Origin of the sequence: Jannaschia sp. R86511, from assembly GCF_042466345.1 — a bacterium.
Lineage (GTDB): Bacteria > Actinomycetota > Actinomycetes > Actinomycetales > JBBAYJ01 > Aquipuribacter.
This window is the reverse complement of the sequence record NZ_JAXHCD010000001.1, coordinates 3312447-3328413: the sequence shown is the minus strand read 5'-3', so window position 1 is coordinate 3328413 and position 15967 is coordinate 3312447. Positions and strand designations below refer to the sequence as shown.

Genomic DNA, 15967 nt, shown 5'->3' with positions numbered 1-15967 from the left:
CGACCGGGTCCGCGTTGTGTCGCGCCGGCGACGGAACTGTGGCGCCCGCGTGCCGACGATCACCTCGTGGCCCCGGCCGACCCGGTGCCCACGGAGGAGGTCGACATGGACGCCACGACGACACCAGCCCCTGGTCGGGGCCGCAGGCTGCCGGGGACGCCACGGCTGAGGGGGCTGCTGGCCGCGGTCCTGGCCGTCGCCCTCACCGCGTCGGCCCTGGTCTGGCTGGCGGGCGCGGACGACGTGCGGGTCGTTCCGGCCGCCGCGGGGCAGCCGGACGACCCGGCGGGTCCGGCCATCGCCGGAGGTGACCACGACGGTGGACCGGGCACCCCGGACGGGGCGGACGGGGCGGACGGGGCGGTCGGGGCGGACGGGGCGGACGGGGCGGACGGGGCCCCGGGGCGCGTGACCCCGGTGGGCGCGTCCACCCGGCCGTCGGCGTCCGCCCGGCCGTCGGCGTCCACCCGGCCCACGGCGTCCACCCGGCCGTCGGCGTCCACCCGGCCGACGGAGTCTCCCCGGCCGTCGGCGTCCCCCGAACCGGCGCCGTCCGCGAGGTCCACCGCGACCTCCCGGCCGACCGCACGGCCCACCAACCCGGTGCGGCCCCCCACGTCCCCCACGGCCGCGCCGACGACGCCGTCGGCGGCGCCGACCTCGACCGCCCCGGCCCGCCCCGTGACGGGGTCCGCCGTGGTGGGCGCCGCCGGCGGGACGGTGCGCCTGGCCCCGGAGGGTCGTGACGCCGCCGTGCTCACGGTCCCCGCGGGCGCCCTGGCCGAGCCGGTGCGGATCACCCTGACCGCCACGACCGGCTTCACGTCCTCCGACCTGCTGGGCCGGGCCCTGGTCGGGGTGGACCTGCAGCCGAGCGGGCTGCAGTTCGACCGGCCGGCCACGTTGGACCTGCGGGTGCCCGGCGGCGGCACCACCCAACCCCTTGTCGCCGTGCGCTGGCAGGACGACCCGTCGGCCGCCACGCCGGTCCCGTGGCGGCGCGGCCCGGGCGGCGCGGCCCGCGTCGACGTGCCGCACTTCTCGGGGGCGGGGGTGGGGACCCCCGGCATCGTCGGCTGCCCGTCGGTGAGCACCAGCCACCCGGAGGCCAACCAGTACAAGCTGCTGGTCGGCGCCTACGTCCAGCAGCTGGGGGCCGGGGCCGACCCGGCCACGGTGACGGCGTCCCTGGTCGCCACCATGCACGCCTGGCACGACGGGGCCGTGGCCCCGTTCGTCGCCGCGGCCGACAGCGTCGACGAGCTCGGCGACGCCGGTCGCCGCGCCTCGCAGTGGGAGGAGATGGTGCAGTGCCTCGGTCTGCTCGACGACGAGGGCCTGACGGCGCAGCGCACGGCCTCGTTCACGTCGCTGCGGGAGGCCACCGTGGCCCTCGGCGACCGGTACCTGCTGCCGACCTGCACCGCGCTGGCCTCCGACATCCGGGACTGGGTCAGGGTGCCTCTCACGCTGCTCGCCGCTCTGCAGGACCTGGGGGAGGACCCGTCGCCGGCCATGGCGGCCGTCCTCTCCCCGGGGGCGTCGGGACCCGCGCACCGGCCCTTCTGCCTGCGGGCGGTCGTGCAACAGCTGGACGCCCCGGAGCACGTCGACGCGGACGACCGCTTCGTCGAGGTGACCTTCGCCGCGCGCCTGGAGGTCGTCGCCCAGGGGGGCGACGTCGGTGCAACGCCGCAGCGCATCGACCTGGGCCCGTTCGCCTACGGGGCGGTCGTGACCGGTGGCACCGTCGCCGGGCAGGAGCAGCTGGACGGCGTCACCGACGCGGTCGGGCGGCGGACGCTGACCATCGACCGCGGGGCAGACGAGGACGCGCGGACCCCCCAGGTGGGCCTGCACGTCGACCTGGCGCGCGCCCTGCCCGGCGCCGTGCCCCCGGGCCTGCCGGACCCCACCGACCTGGAGCGCGCCACGCGGACGTCGTTCACCCTGGACCTGCGGCCCGAGCCGGCCCTGACGGCCGTCCTGTTCCCGACGCTGCCCGGCACCGTCGAGTCCGGGGCCGCGCTCGACGTCTGCGTCACCGTGACCGACGAGGTGGACGACGCGGTCGCCGGGGCCACCGTCGACCTCACCTTCGACGGCCCCGGCAGCCCCGCCTCGGCTCAGGCGACCACGGTCGACAACGGCGTGGCCTGCGCGGCCTGGACCAGCACCGAGGGTCTGTCCGAGCCGGCGACGGTCACCCTGCGCGCCGTCGCGAGCCGGGACGGCACGACCTCGCCGACCGTCACCCGCACCATCACCGTGACCCCCGCCGAGGACGAGGACGAGGAGGAGGAGGAGCCGAAGCCGGAGCCGGAGCCGGAGCCGACCTTCCACCGGTACGCCGGCTCCGTCGTCCAGACGGCGCCCTCCAGCGGATCCCGGACCGACGCCTCCGGCACGACCGTCTGGACCGGGAGCCAGACCCGGCGGATCGACGTGGACGCGTCCAACGGTTACCGGGGTCGGGCGGAGTGGACGGTGACCGACGACCGGTCGATGACCAAAGGGTCCTGCTCCGGGGTCTCGTCGGTCCGGATGTCGGCGACCGCGGACAGCTTCTGGATCAGCGACTTCGCCGACGGCACCTCGTGGCTGCAGGCGCAGGTGCGGGGGAAGAGCGTGAGCACGAGCACGTTGTCGGGGCCACCGCACTGCTTCCCGGACCAGCCACGGGTCACGAGCGACACCGTGCCCGTGGACTGGCGGATGACCTTCCGGATGCGGCGGGTGCTCGACGACGCGGGCGCGATCGTGCGCTACGAGCCGATGGAGAACGGTGTCACCGGCGGCATCGACGTCAGGTACCCGTGATGGTCGAGGTCCCCCGGCCGGGTAGCAGCGGGTCACCGCGGTCGAGCTCGTCGGCCCGCACGGCCTCACCTCGCTGGCGCAGCAGTGCGACCAGCTCGATGTGCACCAGCCCGCGCAGCCCGGCACCGCCGCGCTCGGGCAGGGTCGCCAGCAGGTCCGTCAGCTCCGTGGCGGCCCGGCGCCGGGCGGGCAACGCGTGACGGGCCACGAAGCCGGGGTTGCGCAGCACGGCCCGGACCGGCACGGCCGCGGCGCCCGTGGCCACCCGGGCGTGCACGGCAGCCCGGTACACCCGGGCCAGGCAGGCCAGGAACCGGCTGCCGTCGGCGTCGGCCCGGGTGATGGCGCCCTCCAGCAGGCGCATGCCCTCACCGAGCCGGCCCTGCTGCAGCCGCAGCACGCCGTCGGCCGACGCCACGGCCAGCAGCAGCCCGTCGAGGCGCAGCGCGGTGCACGAGGCGACCATGTCCGCGTGCACGGCCCCGGCCTGCTCGAGCCGGCCCGCCGCGACCATGCCGTGCACGGCCATGAGCCGGGCCATGTCGGTGTAGATCGGGTCGGTGGCCGCCGCCACCGCCTGCGCGCCGGTGTCCGCGGCCACATCGGCCTCCCCGGCCACCAGGGCGGCCAGGCTCCGTACGCACAGGCCCATCGACGTGGCGCGGGTGCTGCCGGTCCGGCTGCCGGTGTCGACCAGCCAGTCCGCCACCTGCCGGGCCTGCTCGACCTCGCCCAGGCCGATGTGGGCCAGGCCGCGGGCGCCGGCGGACTTGACCAGCGGGAAGCGCGGGTCGGTGAGCCGGTCCGCGACCTGCCGCACGGTCCGGGCGTCCGCCACCGCCTCGGCGTGCCGGCCGGCCAGGAACAGGGCCCAGGCGCGCCAGGTCGCCGCCGTGGCCAGCAGCTCGGCGTCGTCGGTCGCCCGGCCCGTCGCCACCGCCTCGTCCAGCAGCGCCACCGCCTCGTCCACGGCCGAGCGGGCGATGGCGGCGGAGAACCCGCGCCAGGCCAGCGACAGGCCCCGTACCGCCGGGTCGGGGCAGGCCCGCAGGTCGTCGTCGTGGCGCACCAGCAGCTCCGTCGCCTGGTGCCAGGACCCCCGGTAGTAGTGGACCAGCGCCCAGCGGACCAGCAGCGGCCCCAGCAGCCGGACCCGCCGGGCGGCGTCGCCGTCGGCCAGCAGCAGCCGGTACGCCTCGGCGTACAGGGCGTCGGCCTCGGCCACGGCGTAGCGGTCCAGCGCGCCCGCCGCGGCCTCCGACAGGTGCACCACCGCCGGCTCCACCTCGCCGGCCTCGCGGTAGTGCTGGCCCAGCCGCTCGGCCAGCTCCGCCCGGCGGCCACCGGGACGGGCCGCGAGCGTCCGGGCCGCGGCCAGGTGCAGCGCCCGTCGCCGGGGCCGGCTCAGCCCGGAGCGGGCGACCTCCTGGGTGAGCACGTGCTTGAACCGGAACCGGGCGGGTCCCGCCGGCTGCAGCAGGTCGGCCGCCACCAGCACGGCCAGCGCGCCCGGCAGGTCCGCCACGGCCTGGACCACGGTCTCGACCGCGGTCTCGACCGGGGCCGGTCCGGGCGCGGGGGGGCCGTCGGCGGCGGCGGCGTCGTCGGGGGCGGTCACCGTGGTGCCTAGGCCGAGCAGGTCGGCCGTGGTGACCTCGCGGCCCAGCACCGCGGCCTGCTGCAGGCAGCGGCGGGCGTCCGGGGGCAGCAGGTCGAGCCGGGCGGCGATGACGCCCTCGACCGTGTCGGGCACCCCGTCACCGGCCCGCGGGTCCGAGCGGGTCCAGCCCTGGGGCCCGTTCACCAGGCCGACCTGGTCCAGCAGCCGGTTGAGCACCTCCTCGGCGAAGAACGGGTTGCCGCCGCTGCGGGCGTGGACCAGGCGCACCAGGTCGGGGTCGACGTCCCCGCCCAGGCGGGAGGCCACCAGCCGGGCCACGTCGTGCTCGTCGAGGTCCGACAGCGCCATGGTCCGCGCCCCCGCCAGGACGACGGTGCCCGGGCCGTTGCCGCTCGCGGCGGGCGGGGCCGGTCGGGCGTTGGCCACCACCAGCACGTCGCGGCGCAGCCGGGGGACCAGCGCGGTCAGCAGCTGCGTGGTCGACGGGTCCGCGCGGTGCAGGTCCTGCAGGCACAGCACCACCGGCGCCCGCCGGGCCGCCGTCAGCAGCAGCCGCTCCAGCGCCAGCGGCAGCCGGCGGCGGAACCCCTCGCGGTCCTGCGCCTCCTCCTCGGCGTCCGGCGCGGCCAGCAGCCGCTGCAGCGGGCCCAGCACGTCCTCCCGGCCCAGGTCCAGGTCGTCCACGAGGAGTCGCAGCCGCCGCCGGACGGCCTCCTCGTCCGCCGTGTCGTCGACCCCCGCGGCGGCCGCCACCACCTGCCGAAGCGGGGCGTGGGCCGCCGTCGCCCCCAGCGCCTCGGTGCGCCCCTCCCACCACTGCACGTCCGGCCGGTCGGCGACCACCAGCCCCCGCAGCTCCTCCAGCAGCCGGGTCTTGCCGGCGCCGGCCTCCGCGACGACGAGCACGGCGTCACCGCCGTCGCCGTCGTGCAGCCGGCGCCACGCCGCCCGCAGGTCCGCCAGCTCGTGCCGGCGCCCGACCAGCGCGCTGCGGCGCGCGGGGGCGGTCGCCGACGCCGCGGCCGCCCCGCCGAGGGCGAACACCTCGACCGGGCCCGCCCGGCCCCGCAGCCGGCGCTGACCCAGCGGCGTCCGCGCCACGTGGGCGGGCAGCAGCCGGGCCGTGGTACCGCAGCACAGCACCTGCCCGTCATCGGCGTCGGCCTGCAGCCGCGCGGCCACGTTGACGGCGTCCCCCATCGGCGAGGTCACGCCGCTGGCGGCGGTGACGGCCGCGGTGACCGTCGTCCCGGTCGCGACCCCCACGTGCGCCGACAGCACCGGGGCGCCCGGGGCGGGCCGACCGTCGCGCAGCACCTGGACCGTGGGTGCGGCGTCACGCACGGCCAGGGCGGCACGTGCGGCGCGCTCGGCGTCGTCCTCGTGCGCGACCCGGTCCCCGAACACCGCCATGACCCCGTCGCCGGCGAACTGGTCGATCCGACCGCCCCAGCGCTCGACGGCGTCGCGGGCCAGGGCGAAGAACTCCTCCACCGCGGTGCGGACGTCCTCGGGGTCGTGCGCCTCGGTCAGGGCGGTGAAACCGGACAGGTCGGCGAACACGACGCTGACCCGGCGGCGCTCGGCGCCCCGCGGGGGGTCGCCGACGGCGGCACCGCAGTGGCTGCAGAACCTCGCCGCGGGCGCCAGGGGCGCGTGGCAGGTGCCGCAGCCGGCGCTCACGAGCGGGCCAGGCGGTCGCGGTCGAGGACCACGGTCCGGCCGCGACCAAGCCGCAGGACGCCCTCGACCTCCAGCCGCCGCGCCAGCCGGTTGACGGTGGGGCGGCTGGTGCCGGCCATGGAGGCGATGTCCTCCTGCCGGATCGGGATGGTGACGGGCCCGTCGCCGCTGGCGTACAGCCCGGCCAGGCGCAGCAGGGTCTGCACGACACGCTGCTCGACGGGGGTGTGCAGGGCCTGCAGCACCTGCTCGCTGAGGCGCTCCACCTGCGTGACGAGCACGAGCAGCAGCCCCCGGTCCAGGCGCGGGTAGCGGGCGCGCAGCAGGTCGAGGTCCTTGCGCATCAGCACGAGGGTGGTGACCTCGTCCAGGGCGACGACGTCGGCGGTGCGCCGCGCGTGCGGTGCGAGCAGGGCCAGCTCCCCGAAGGAGTCCCCGGCGCCCAGCACCGTGAGCGAGACCAGGTCGCCGTCGTCGGTGCTGCGCCGCACCATCACGTGCCCGGAGGTCATGACGTGCAGCCCGTCACCGGCCTGCCCCTCGAGGAAGACCAGCGTGCCCGCGGCGTAGGACCGCGGCCGCATCCGGGCCAGCACGGCGGTGCGCTCGTCGTCGGCGAGCCCCGAGAACGGGTCCTGCGGCACGCTGCTGACTCTAGCCCCGCGCGGCCTCCGCCGAGGGGGGTCCGGGCGTGCCGCGGCGGCGTCCCGGGACGCTCAGGTAACGGCGCCGGCCCGCATGGCCATGGCGACCATCTCGGCGCGGTCGCCCGTGCCCAGCTTGCGGGCGATCCGGGCCAGGTGGCTCTTGACGGTGAGGGCGGACAGGCCGAGCGACTCGCCGACCTCCTTGTTGGAGCGACCGTCCGCGACCAGGGCCAGCACCTCGACCTCGCGCGCCGACAGCTGCTCGACGCCCGGGTCCACGTGACCGGGCTGGCCGGTCGGGGTCGTGGGCCGGTTGGTGACCAGGAAGCACCGCGCGCCGGCCATCAGGGCACCGCGCACGGTGAAGGGGTCGGTCGACTGCGACAGCAGGACCGTGCGGGTCCAGCCCATCGAGCGCAGCGTCTCCACCGCGGCGATGCCGGAGCCGTCGGGCAGCTGGCACTCCACGACGACCAGCGACGTGGGGGTGCCGCGCCCCAGCGAGCGCGCCTCCTCGGCGAGGCCGACGGTGGTGACGTCCGCGGCCCCCAGCGAGGTGAGGACCCGCGCCAGCGACTCGCGCAGGCCGGGGGAGCCCGCGACGACGGCGGCGTGGAACCGCCCCCGGGTCAGGGGGATCCGAGCGCGCTCGACCACGGTGGTCATGGGGTGCCTCCTCGTCCGGTGGCAGGCGTCTGCCTCACCGAATGGCTCATCGGCGCAGCGGAGCGCGACCTTGAGGACCGCGTGCGACGGGACGACGGGACGACGGGCGACGCGACGTCCGGGTCAGCGGCGGCGGGGCAGGGCGCTGACGCCGGCGGGCAGCGGCGGCAGCCCGGCCAGCCGGCACAGCACGTCCGCCCAGGCGCCCAGCTGCGCCTCCAGCGGGCCCAGCGGGGTCCACGACGCGCGCAGCTCCACCTGGATCGCGGCGGGCCGGTCCGACAGCGACCCGAAGCTCTCCGACACCACCCGGGTGACGGTGCCGCCCAGCCGGTGCGCCGGGGCGTCCGGGGCCACCAGCGCCTCCCCGAGCCAGGCCCAGGCGACGTCGGCCAGCATCGGGTCCTCGGCCAGCTCCGGCTCCACGACGGCCTTGACCAGGGCGATCACCCGCAGGTCACCGCCCCACGCCTCGGGCCGGTCGGGGTCGTGCAGCAGCACGAACCGCCCGCCGGCCTCCTCGGCGTCGTCCCCGTCCTCGTCGTCGTCCGTCGCGCGCAGCGAGGAGAGGTCCACGTGACCCTCGACGGCGTGGGCGAACGGGGCCACCCGGCGCGGCGCGGGGATCTCGTCGAGCCGGACCTCGGGGCGCACCTGGACCCGGCGCAGCGCGGCCACCGCCTCGTCGAACACGGCGGACGACGACGCCGAGGACCGGATGGAGGTCACCACGGCAGAGTAGGTCGCGCACGGGGCCCAGCGGCGGTACGGCCCGGGCGTGTCCGGGCCGGCTGCGGGCAGGTGACACCATCGGGACGTGAGCACCCCCGACCTGGTCCGCGCCGCCCGAGGCGAGCCCGTCGAGCGCACCCCGGTGTGGTTCATGCGGCAGGCCGGCCGCTCGCTGCCGGAGTACAAGGTCGCCCGCGGCAGCACGGCCATGCTGCAGGCCTGCCGCACGCCCGAGCTGGTCGCGGAGATCACCCTGCAGCCGGTCCGCCGCTACGGCGTCGACGCGGCCGTGCTCTACAGCGACATCGTCGTGCCGCTGCACGCGGCCGGCGTCGACGTGGACATCGTCCCCGGCACCGGGCCGGTCATGGGCGCGCCGGTGCGCACGGCGGCCGACGTGGACGCCCTGGCCGCGCTGCCGCCAGCGGACCTCGGGTTCCTGGCCGAGGCCGTGCGGCTGACCCGGGCCGAGCTGGGCGAGACCCCGCTGCTCGGGTTCGCCGGGGCCCCGTTCACGCTGGCCAGCTACCTGGTCGAGGGCGGCCCGAGCCGGGACCACGCGGCGACCAAGTCGATGATGCACGCCGACCCCGGCCTGTTCGCGGCGCTGCTGGAGGCCGTGGGCGACATCACCGCCCGGTTCCTGCGGGTGCAGGTCGACGCCGGGGCGGCCGCGGTGCAGCTGTTCGACTCCTGGGCGGGCGCGCTGTCGCGCCGCGACTACGAGCGCTTCGTGGCGCCGCACTCGGCCCGGGTGCTGGCGAAGGTCACCGACGTGCCGCGGATCCACTTCGGCACGGGCACCCAGGACCTGCTGCCCGCCCTGGCCGCCGCGGGCGCCGACGTGGTCGGCGTCGACGCCCACCTCGGTCTGGACGAGGCGCTGGCCCGGCTGGAGGCCGCCGGGACCCCGCGGCCGGTGCAGGGCAACCTCGACCCGGCGCTGCTTCTGGCGCCGTGGCCCGTGGTGGCGGACAAGGCCACCGAGGTGCTGCGGGCGGGCCTGGCCGCGCCCGGCCACGTGTTCAACCTCGGCCACGGCGTGCTGCCGGCCACCGACCCTGACCAGCTGGCCCGGCTGGTCGACCTGGTCCACGGCTTCGACCGGACGGCCGAGACGCAGGCCCTGCGGGAGCGACGGGACGCATGAGGCCGCAGCACGTGGTCGTGGTCGGCGGCGGGGCCAGCGGCCTGGCCGCCGCGCTGGACCTCGTGCGGGCCGGGGCGCGGGTCACGGTGCTCGAGGCCGGCCCGGTCGCCGGCGGCCTGGTCCGCCGCGGCGGGCTGGCGGGTGCGCCCCTGGACGTGGGCGTCGAGGCCCTGCTGGCCCGCCGGCCCGAGGGCGTCGACCTGGTGCACCGCCTCGGTCTGGGCGACGAGCTCGTCAGCCCCAGCAGCGCCCGGCCGGCGGTCTGGCGCCGCGACGGGGTGCGCGCCCTGCCCGGGGGCACCGTCATGGGCGTGCCCGGTGACGCCACGGACCTGGCGGTGGCGCTGCGCCCGGAGGAGGTGGCGCTGACCCGGGCGGCCATGGCCGCCCGGGCCCGGGACGGGTCGTCGACCGGTGGCGGTGGCGGTGGCGGGGCGGGGGCCGGGGCGCACGCCGGAGCCGGGGGCGGGGGCGCGGCCGAGGACGTCAGCGTGGCCGAGGCCGTCGTGGCCGAGGCGGGCCGGGCCGTGCTCGACGTGCTGGTCGAGCCGCTGCTGGGCGGGGTGCACGCCGGGCTGACCGAGGAGCTGTCGCTGCGCTCCACCGTGCCCGCCCTGTGGCAGGCGTGGCGCGCCGGCCGGCCGTTCGCCGACGCCGTGGCGGCGGCCGGGGCGGCGGCGGTGCCGGGGGCGCCGGTCTTCACGGGCCTGCGGGGCGGCATGGCCCGGCTGGTCGCCACGGCCGTCGACCGGCTGCGCCGCGACGGAGCCGAGGTACGTACGGGGTGCCTGGTGCACGAGGTCCGGCGGACCGCGTCCGGCTGGTCGGTGCACGGCTCGCCCGCCGACGCCAAGGCGGGCACCGGCGTCGGGACGCTGGCCGCGGACGCGGTCGTGCTCGCCCTGCCCGTGGTCCCGGCCCGCCGGCTGCTGGCCGGCCCGGTGCCGGGCGCCGCCGAGCAGCTGGCCGAGGTCCCGGTGGTCTCGGTCGGTGTCGTCGCGCTGGCGCTGCGCTCGCCGGTGCCGCTGCGCTCAGGCCTGCTGGTCCCCCCGGGGGAGGCGGCTGCGGCCGGGGTCCGGGCCAAGGCCGTCACGTTCAGCAGCCGCAAGTGGGACTGGCTCGCCGAGGCCGTCCCCGACCGTCAGCTGGTGCGCGTGTCCTACGGCCGGCGCGGCGAGCAGGACGTGCTGCACCTGGCCGACGCGGACCTGGTCGCGCTGGCCCGCCGCGACCTGCGGACGCTGCTGGCCGTGGACGGCCTCCAGGGCGAGCCCGACGTGTCGGCGGCCGAGGTGGTCCGCTGGGGCGGGGCGCTGCCGCAGCAGACCGTCGGGCACCACGCCCGGGTGGCCGCCGTCCGCGCCGAGGTGGCCGCCGTCCCAGGCCTCGCCGTCGCCGGGGCGTGGCTCGACGGGGTGGGCGTGCCCGCGTGCATCGGGTCGGGCCGGTCCGCCGCGGCGGCCGTCCTGGCTTGAGGCCCCGGTCCGCCGCGAACCGGGCCCCGGCGGGATACTGGGCCCATGAGCCACCACGACACCCCCGAGGCCCAGGCCGCCGCCGACTCCATCAACGCGACCATCCGGTACACGGCCTGGTCGGTGTTCGCCTCCACCGAGGCGCTGCCGGGCGGCGACCGGGCCGGTCTGGTCGCCGAGGTGGAGCAGGCCCTGGCCCCGCTGCAGGCCGAGCAGGACCTGGTGGTGCGGGGCTGGTACGACCTGGGCGGGATGAGCGCGGACGCCGACCTGATGGTCTGGTGGCACGCGCCCCGGGTGGAGACGGTGCAGGCCGCTTACCACGCCCTTCGCCGCAGCGGCCTGGGCCGGCACCTCTCGCCGGTGTGGTCGGTCATGGGCCTGCACCGGCCGGCCGAGTTCAACCGCGGGCACGTGCCGGCGTTCATGGCGGGGGAGGACCCGCGGGGGTACTGCTGCGTCTACCCGTTCGTGCGCAGCTACGAGTGGTACCTGCTGCCCGAGGACGAGCGGCGCCAGATGCTCATCGACCACGGCAAGGCCGCCCGGCCCTACCCGGACGTCCGCGCCAACACGGTGTCGTCCTTCGCCCTCGGCGACTACGAGTGGCTGCTGGCGTTCGAGGCCGACGAGCTGCACCGCATCGTCGACCTGATGCGCGACCTGCGGGCCACCGAGGCGCGGCGCCACGTCCGCGAGGAGCTGCCGTTCTTCACCGGGCCCCGGGCGGACCTCGACGCGCTGGTGCAGACCCTGCCCTGAGGCGCCCTCCCGCTCAGCCGGCGGGGCGGGCCATCGGCGTGTGCGGGATGCCGTCCTCGACGAAGTCGTCGCCGTCGCGGCCGAAGCCGAACCGGGCGTACCAGTCGGCCAGGTGGCTCTGGGCGTCCAGCACCAGCCGGGTGCCCGGGCCGTGCTCGGTCACCACGGCGGCCACCAGCTCGCCCGCCAGCCCGCGACCGCGCGCGGCCGGGCTGGTGACGACCCGCCCGATCCGCCTCGCCCCGGGGTCCACGAGCACCCGCAGGTAGGCCAGCACCTGCTCCGGCCGGTCGGCCTCGTGGGCCCAGCGGTGCTCGGTGCCCGCCTCCAGGTCCCGCCCGTCCAGGTCGGGGTAGACGCAGTCCTGCTCCACCACGAACACCTCGCTCCGCAGCCGCAGCAGCTCGTACAGCTGCCGCGCGGCCAGGTCCTCGATGCCCGCCCGGGCCAGCACGTGCGTCACAGGCGCAGGGTAGACCGGCCGGCCGAGATCCGGTCGCCGCGGTCAAGGTCGGCTGTCGGGCCGTCGATCCACGGACCGGCCCCACCCGCGCGGGCGGGGCCCACCGTCCCCCGAGGAGCGACCATGTCCAGCACCACGACCGAGGCGGTCCCCGCCCGGGGGCCGATGGCCTGGTTGTCCGACCGCAGCATCCGCAGCCGGATGGCCGCGCTCGTCGTGGTCGCCGCGCTCGCCGCCGTGGTGGCCGGGGCCGTCGGCATGGACGGGCTGCTCGGGACCGAGCGCACCAGCCACCAGCTGCTGGCCGCCGCGGACGCCACCCGGGCCGGCCTGGAGGCGGACATGATGCACGACGCCGTCCGCGCCGACGTGCTGCAGGCGATGCGGGAGAGCGGCGGGCCGGCGTACGCGGTGGCCGCCGCCGACCTGCAGGAGCACGGCGCCCTGATGACCGACCGCCTGGCGGCCGTGGCCGACGCGGACCTCGACCCGGCCGTGGACGCCGCGGTCGCCGACGTCATGCCGGGGGTGACCGACTACCTCGCCCGCGCCGAGGCCCTGGTCGCGCTGGCCGAGGACGACGTCGACGCGGCCGGGGCGGCCTACCCCGAGTTCCTCGTCGGGTTCGACGACCTGGAGGCCCGGCTGCCCCAGGTCGGTGACGCCGTGACCGCTTTCGCGGAGGCGGCCGAGGCCGACGTCGCCGAGCAGCGCCGCACCGCGGTGGCCGTGCTGCTCATGTCGACGGTTGCGGCCGTGGTGCTGCTGCTGACGCTGGCGGGGCTGGTGGTCAGGTCGCTGACCCGGCCGCTGCGACGGCTCCAGGACGTCGCCACCGCCCTGGCCGACGGTGACCTGACCGTCCGCTCCGGCGTGACCGCCACCGACGAGGTCGGCCTCACGTGCGAGGCGCTGGACCGCGCGACCACGACCATGCGGGGCCTGGTCTCCGAGGTGGCGGCCGGGGCGCACGCGCTGGCAGCCGCGGCGGAGGAGCTGACGCGGTCCTCCCAGCAGATAGAGGCCGGGGCCCGGCGCTCCGCCGAGCAGGCCGCCGCGGTGTCGCAGGCCGCGGGCCGGGTGTCCTCCGACGTGCAGACCGTGGCCGCCGGGTCGGAGCAGATGACCGCGTCCATCGACGAGATCGCCCGCGCGGCGGGCGAGGCGGCGCGGGTCGCTGCCGACGCCGTCCAGGTGGTGGCCGCCACCGAGCGGACCATGGCCGAGCTGGGGTCCTCGGGCGACCAGATCAGCAGCGTGGTCGCCGCCATCACCTCGATCGCGGAGCAGACCAACCTGCTCGCCCTGAACGCCACGATCGAGGCCGCCCGGGCGGGGGAGTCCGGCAAGGGCTTCGCCGTGGTGGCCAGCGAGGTCAAGGAGCTGGCGCACGAGACCGGTCAGGCGACCGAGGACATCGGCACCCGGGTGGGCGCCATCCAGGCGGGCACCGCCAGCACCACCGACCAGCTGTCCCGCCTGGCCGAGGTGATCGGCTCGATCAACGACCTGCAGGTGTCCATCACCTCCGCGGTCGAGGAGCAGACGGCGGTCACGGCCGAGATGTCGCGCGGGGTGTCGCAGGCCGCCGCCGGGTCCGGCGACATCGCCGCGGGGATCGCCGGGGTGGCCGAGGCGGCGGAGAGCACCGACGAGGCGGCCCGGGAGACCCGGGCCGCCGTGGACGACCTGGCCCGGATGGCCACCGGGCTGAGCTCCCAGGTGGCCCGCTTCCGGGTCTGAGCGGGGCTCAGGCGGTGGTGCCGGGCCGGAAGTCCATGCTGATCGAGTTGATGCAGTAGCGCAGGTCGGTCGGGGTGTCGTAGCCCTCGCCCGCGAAGACGTGGCCCAGGTGGGAGCCGCAGGCCGCGCAGCGGACCTCGGTCCGGCTCATGCCCATGGAGGTGTCGGTGATCTCCTCCACGGCGTCGCCGGCCAGGGCGGAGTAGAACGACGGCCAGCCGCAGTGGCTCTCGAACTTCTGCTCGCTGCGGAACAGCTCCGTGCCGCAGGCGCGGCAGGAGTAGACCCCGACGTCCTTGGTGTCGGTGTACTCACCGGTGAACGCACGCTCCGTGCCGGCCAGGCGAAGCACCTGGTACTCCTGCGGCGACAGCTTCTCCCGCCACTCCGCGTCGGTGCGGGCCTTGGGGTAGCGGGCCTGCTCCTCGGCGGGCGCGGCCGCCTCGTCGGCGCCGGTGCGGTCGGACGACCTCGAGAAACCGAGCATGTCAGGTACCCCTCTCCGTGGCACGCGCCGCGTACCGGCGTCGCTCCTGCCGGTGCCAACGAGCCGGTCGCGTGCGCTGTTCCGCAACGGGCCGGTGCTCCTGCCAGACTCGGCCCGTGCGACGCCGCCCCCGCTCCCAGCCCGTCCCGCCGGAGACCCGGACCGCGCCCGCGGCCAGACCGCTGACCGGGGCGCTCGTGGTCGCCGGCTCGGCGCTGGCGGCCGGGCTGCTGTTCTCGGCGCTGGTCAGCGCCGTGGCGGCCTACTTCGTGCGGCGGGTGCTGACCCCGGAGCGGCTCAAGCCGGATGACACCGAGGTGCTGAGCGTGGGACCGGGCACGGTCACCGTCCGGGCGACCGACGAGACCGTGGCCCGGGGCCGGTTCGGGCTGCGGCTGGCCGGCGGCACCAGCCACGCGCTGCTGGGCGAGGTGATCCGGGCCGACGGCCCCACCGTGACCCGGGAGCTGGTCGAGGTCGACGGCCCCATGAAGGTGGGCCCGGCCCGCTGGAACCCGTACTACTACGCCGGCACGCCGACCAGCGCGCTGGGCCTGGACCACGAGGACGTGGTGCTGGACGGCGAGGTCGGGCCGCTGCCGGCGTGGGTCGTGCCCCCCGCGCCGGGGCTGCCGGGCGGCGACACCTGGGCGGTGCTGGTCCACGGCCGGGGCGCCACGCGGGAGGAGTGCCTGCGCGCCGTGCCGGTGCTGCACCGGATGGGCATCCCCACCGTGGTGCCCAGCTACCGCAACGACGCCGACGCGCCGGCCCTGCCCGGTGGGCGATACCACCTGGGCGACACGGAGTGGGCGGACATCGAGCACGCCATCCGGCTCGCGCTGCGCCGGGGCGCCTCGCACGTGGTCCTGTTCGGCTGGTCGATGGGCGGGGCGATCGTCCTGCAGCTGCTGTCGCGCTCCCGGCTGCTGCACGTGGTGAGCGCCGTGGTGCTCGACGCCCCGGTGGTGTCGTGGGCCGACGTGCTGGACCACCAGGCCAAGGTCAACCGGGTCCCCGTGTGGATGGCCCGGCTCGGCCTGGAGCTGCTGGGCCAGAAGCAGGCCGACAAGCTGTTCGGGGTCGAGGGGCCGGTCGAGCTGGACCGCTTCGACTGGGTGGCCCGGGCCAACGAGCTGCGCCACCGCATGCTCGTGATCCACTCCGACGACGACGAGTTCGTCCCCTCGGGGCCGTCGCGGGCGCTGGCCCAGGCGCGGCCCGACCTGGTCACCCACGTCGCGTTCCGCGGGGCCCGGCACTGCCAGGAGTGGAACGTGGACCCCGAGCGGTGGGAGCGCGTGGTCGAGCAGTACCTACGGACCGAGCTCGGGCTGGGCGGCTGATCGCACCGCCCCTCGGCAGACCGGGAGAGCAGTCGTTCCCGCACCTGCGTCAGTGGTGGGTGACGGCCTCGACGTTGTGCCCGTCCGGGTCGCGCAGGAACACGGCGTAGTAGCCGGGGTGGTACTCCGGCCACTCCCGGGGGGCGTGCAGCACCTCGGCGCCGGCCGCGAGGGCGGCAGCGTGCACGGCGTCCACGCCCGCTCGGTCGGCCACCGAGAACGCCACGTGCAGCTCGCGGGTCTCGGGTCCCGAGGACGGGCTCAGCCAGAAACGCTGGCGGACCGTGTGCGGCGGCGAGGCCCACCACCGGGCCGGCGTCGGTGGGGATGCGGACCGCCTCGTGCCAGCCGGCCGGCGACATCACGGTCAGG

Annotated in this window: 12 protein-coding genes and 1 pseudogene; 6 read left to right on the top strand and 7 right to left on the bottom strand. The window is 77.1% G+C overall.

The genetic code is table 11. The annotated features are described in order from the left end of the window. Positions 1-66: 66 nt before the first annotated feature. On the top strand, positions 67-2820 hold the full coding sequence (locus tag SJY06_RS15550) for a hypothetical protein (RefSeq protein ID WP_380168448.1): 2754 nt from the start codon (positions 67-69) through the stop codon (positions 2818-2820). On the opposite strand, the gene SJY06_RS15545 is transcribed toward SJY06_RS15550, so the two are convergent. The 4 genes from SJY06_RS15545 to SJY06_RS15530 all read right to left on the bottom strand — a co-directional run bounded on the left by SJY06_RS15545 (position 2807) and on the right by SJY06_RS15530 (position 8166). Further along, the gene (locus tag SJY06_RS15545; protein ID WP_380168447.1) at positions 2807-6124 is read right to left on the bottom strand and encodes an ATP-binding protein; all 3318 of its coding nucleotides are present in this window, start codon (positions 6122-6124) and stop codon (positions 2807-2809) included. The two genes, SJY06_RS15550 and SJY06_RS15545, sit on opposite strands and share 14 nt — an antisense overlap. Continuing rightward, positions 6121-6768, bottom strand: a complete 648-nt coding sequence (locus SJY06_RS15540) for a Crp/Fnr family transcriptional regulator (protein ID WP_380168446.1) — start codon at positions 6766-6768, stop codon at positions 6121-6123. The genes SJY06_RS15545 and SJY06_RS15540 overlap by 4 nt, the downstream gene beginning before the upstream one ends. A 72-nt stretch (positions 6769-6840) precedes the next feature. After that, positions 6841-7437, bottom strand: coding sequence for a response regulator transcription factor (locus SJY06_RS15535; protein WP_380168445.1), 597 nt, complete (start codon positions 7435-7437; stop codon positions 6841-6843). Positions 7438-7560: 123 nt separating this feature from the next. Then, positions 7561-8166 carry a DUF3000 domain-containing protein gene (locus SJY06_RS15530; RefSeq protein WP_380168444.1) on the bottom strand — a complete coding sequence of 202 codons (606 nt, stop codon included), beginning with the start codon at positions 8164-8166 and terminating at the stop codon, positions 7561-7563. 88 nt (positions 8167-8254) lie between these two features. Here SJY06_RS15530 and hemE point away from each other — a divergent pair, with 88 nt between their 5' ends. Genes hemE through hemQ form a run of 3 tightly spaced genes read left to right on the top strand, consistent with a single transcriptional unit; the run spans position 8255 to position 11556 of the window. Further along, on the top strand, positions 8255-9319 hold the full coding sequence (hemE, locus tag SJY06_RS15525) for a uroporphyrinogen decarboxylase (protein WP_380168443.1): 1065 nt from the start codon (positions 8255-8257) through the stop codon (positions 9317-9319). Beyond that, positions 9316-10794 (top strand): protoporphyrinogen/coproporphyrinogen oxidase, encoded by a 1479-nt coding sequence (locus SJY06_RS15520; RefSeq protein WP_380168442.1) that lies wholly within the window; start codon positions 9316-9318, stop codon positions 10792-10794. Before hemE ends, SJY06_RS15520 begins: the two co-directional genes overlap by 4 nt. A 45-nt stretch (positions 10795-10839) precedes the next feature. After that, complete coding sequence (gene hemQ / locus SJY06_RS15515) at positions 10840-11556, top strand: hydrogen peroxide-dependent heme synthase (protein WP_380168441.1); 717 nt, start codon at positions 10840-10842, stop codon at positions 11554-11556. Positions 11557-11569: 13 nt separating this feature from the next. Here the strand turns inward: hemQ and SJY06_RS15510 are convergent, their stop codons facing one another. Further along, on the bottom strand, positions 11570-12019 hold the full coding sequence (locus SJY06_RS15510) for a GNAT family N-acetyltransferase (protein WP_380168440.1): 450 nt from the start codon (positions 12017-12019) through the stop codon (positions 11570-11572). Between the two features lie 123 nt (positions 12020-12142). Between SJY06_RS15510 and SJY06_RS15505 the strand changes: the two genes are divergently transcribed. Then, entirely contained in the window at positions 12143-13762 is a 1620-nt protein-coding gene (locus SJY06_RS15505; RefSeq protein WP_380168439.1) for a methyl-accepting chemotaxis protein, read from the top strand. 7 nt (positions 13763-13769) lie between these two features. Here SJY06_RS15505 and msrB read toward each other — a convergent pair whose 3' ends face one another. Beyond that, positions 13770-14249, bottom strand: coding sequence for a peptide-methionine (R)-S-oxide reductase MsrB (gene msrB, locus SJY06_RS15500; RefSeq protein WP_380168438.1), 480 nt, complete (start codon positions 14247-14249; stop codon positions 13770-13772). A gap of 116 nt (positions 14250-14365) precedes the next feature. Between msrB and SJY06_RS15495 the strand changes: the two genes are divergently transcribed. Further along, a complete protein-coding gene (locus tag SJY06_RS15495; RefSeq protein ID WP_380168437.1) occupies positions 14366-15595 on the top strand; it encodes an alpha/beta hydrolase in 1230 nt (409 codons plus the stop codon). A gap of 49 nt (positions 15596-15644) precedes the next feature. Here the strand turns inward: SJY06_RS15495 and SJY06_RS15490 are convergent. Continuing rightward, positions 15645-15893: pseudogene (locus SJY06_RS15490) on the bottom strand (VOC family protein); the annotation flags it as partial. Positions 15894-15967: the final 74 nt, after the last annotated feature.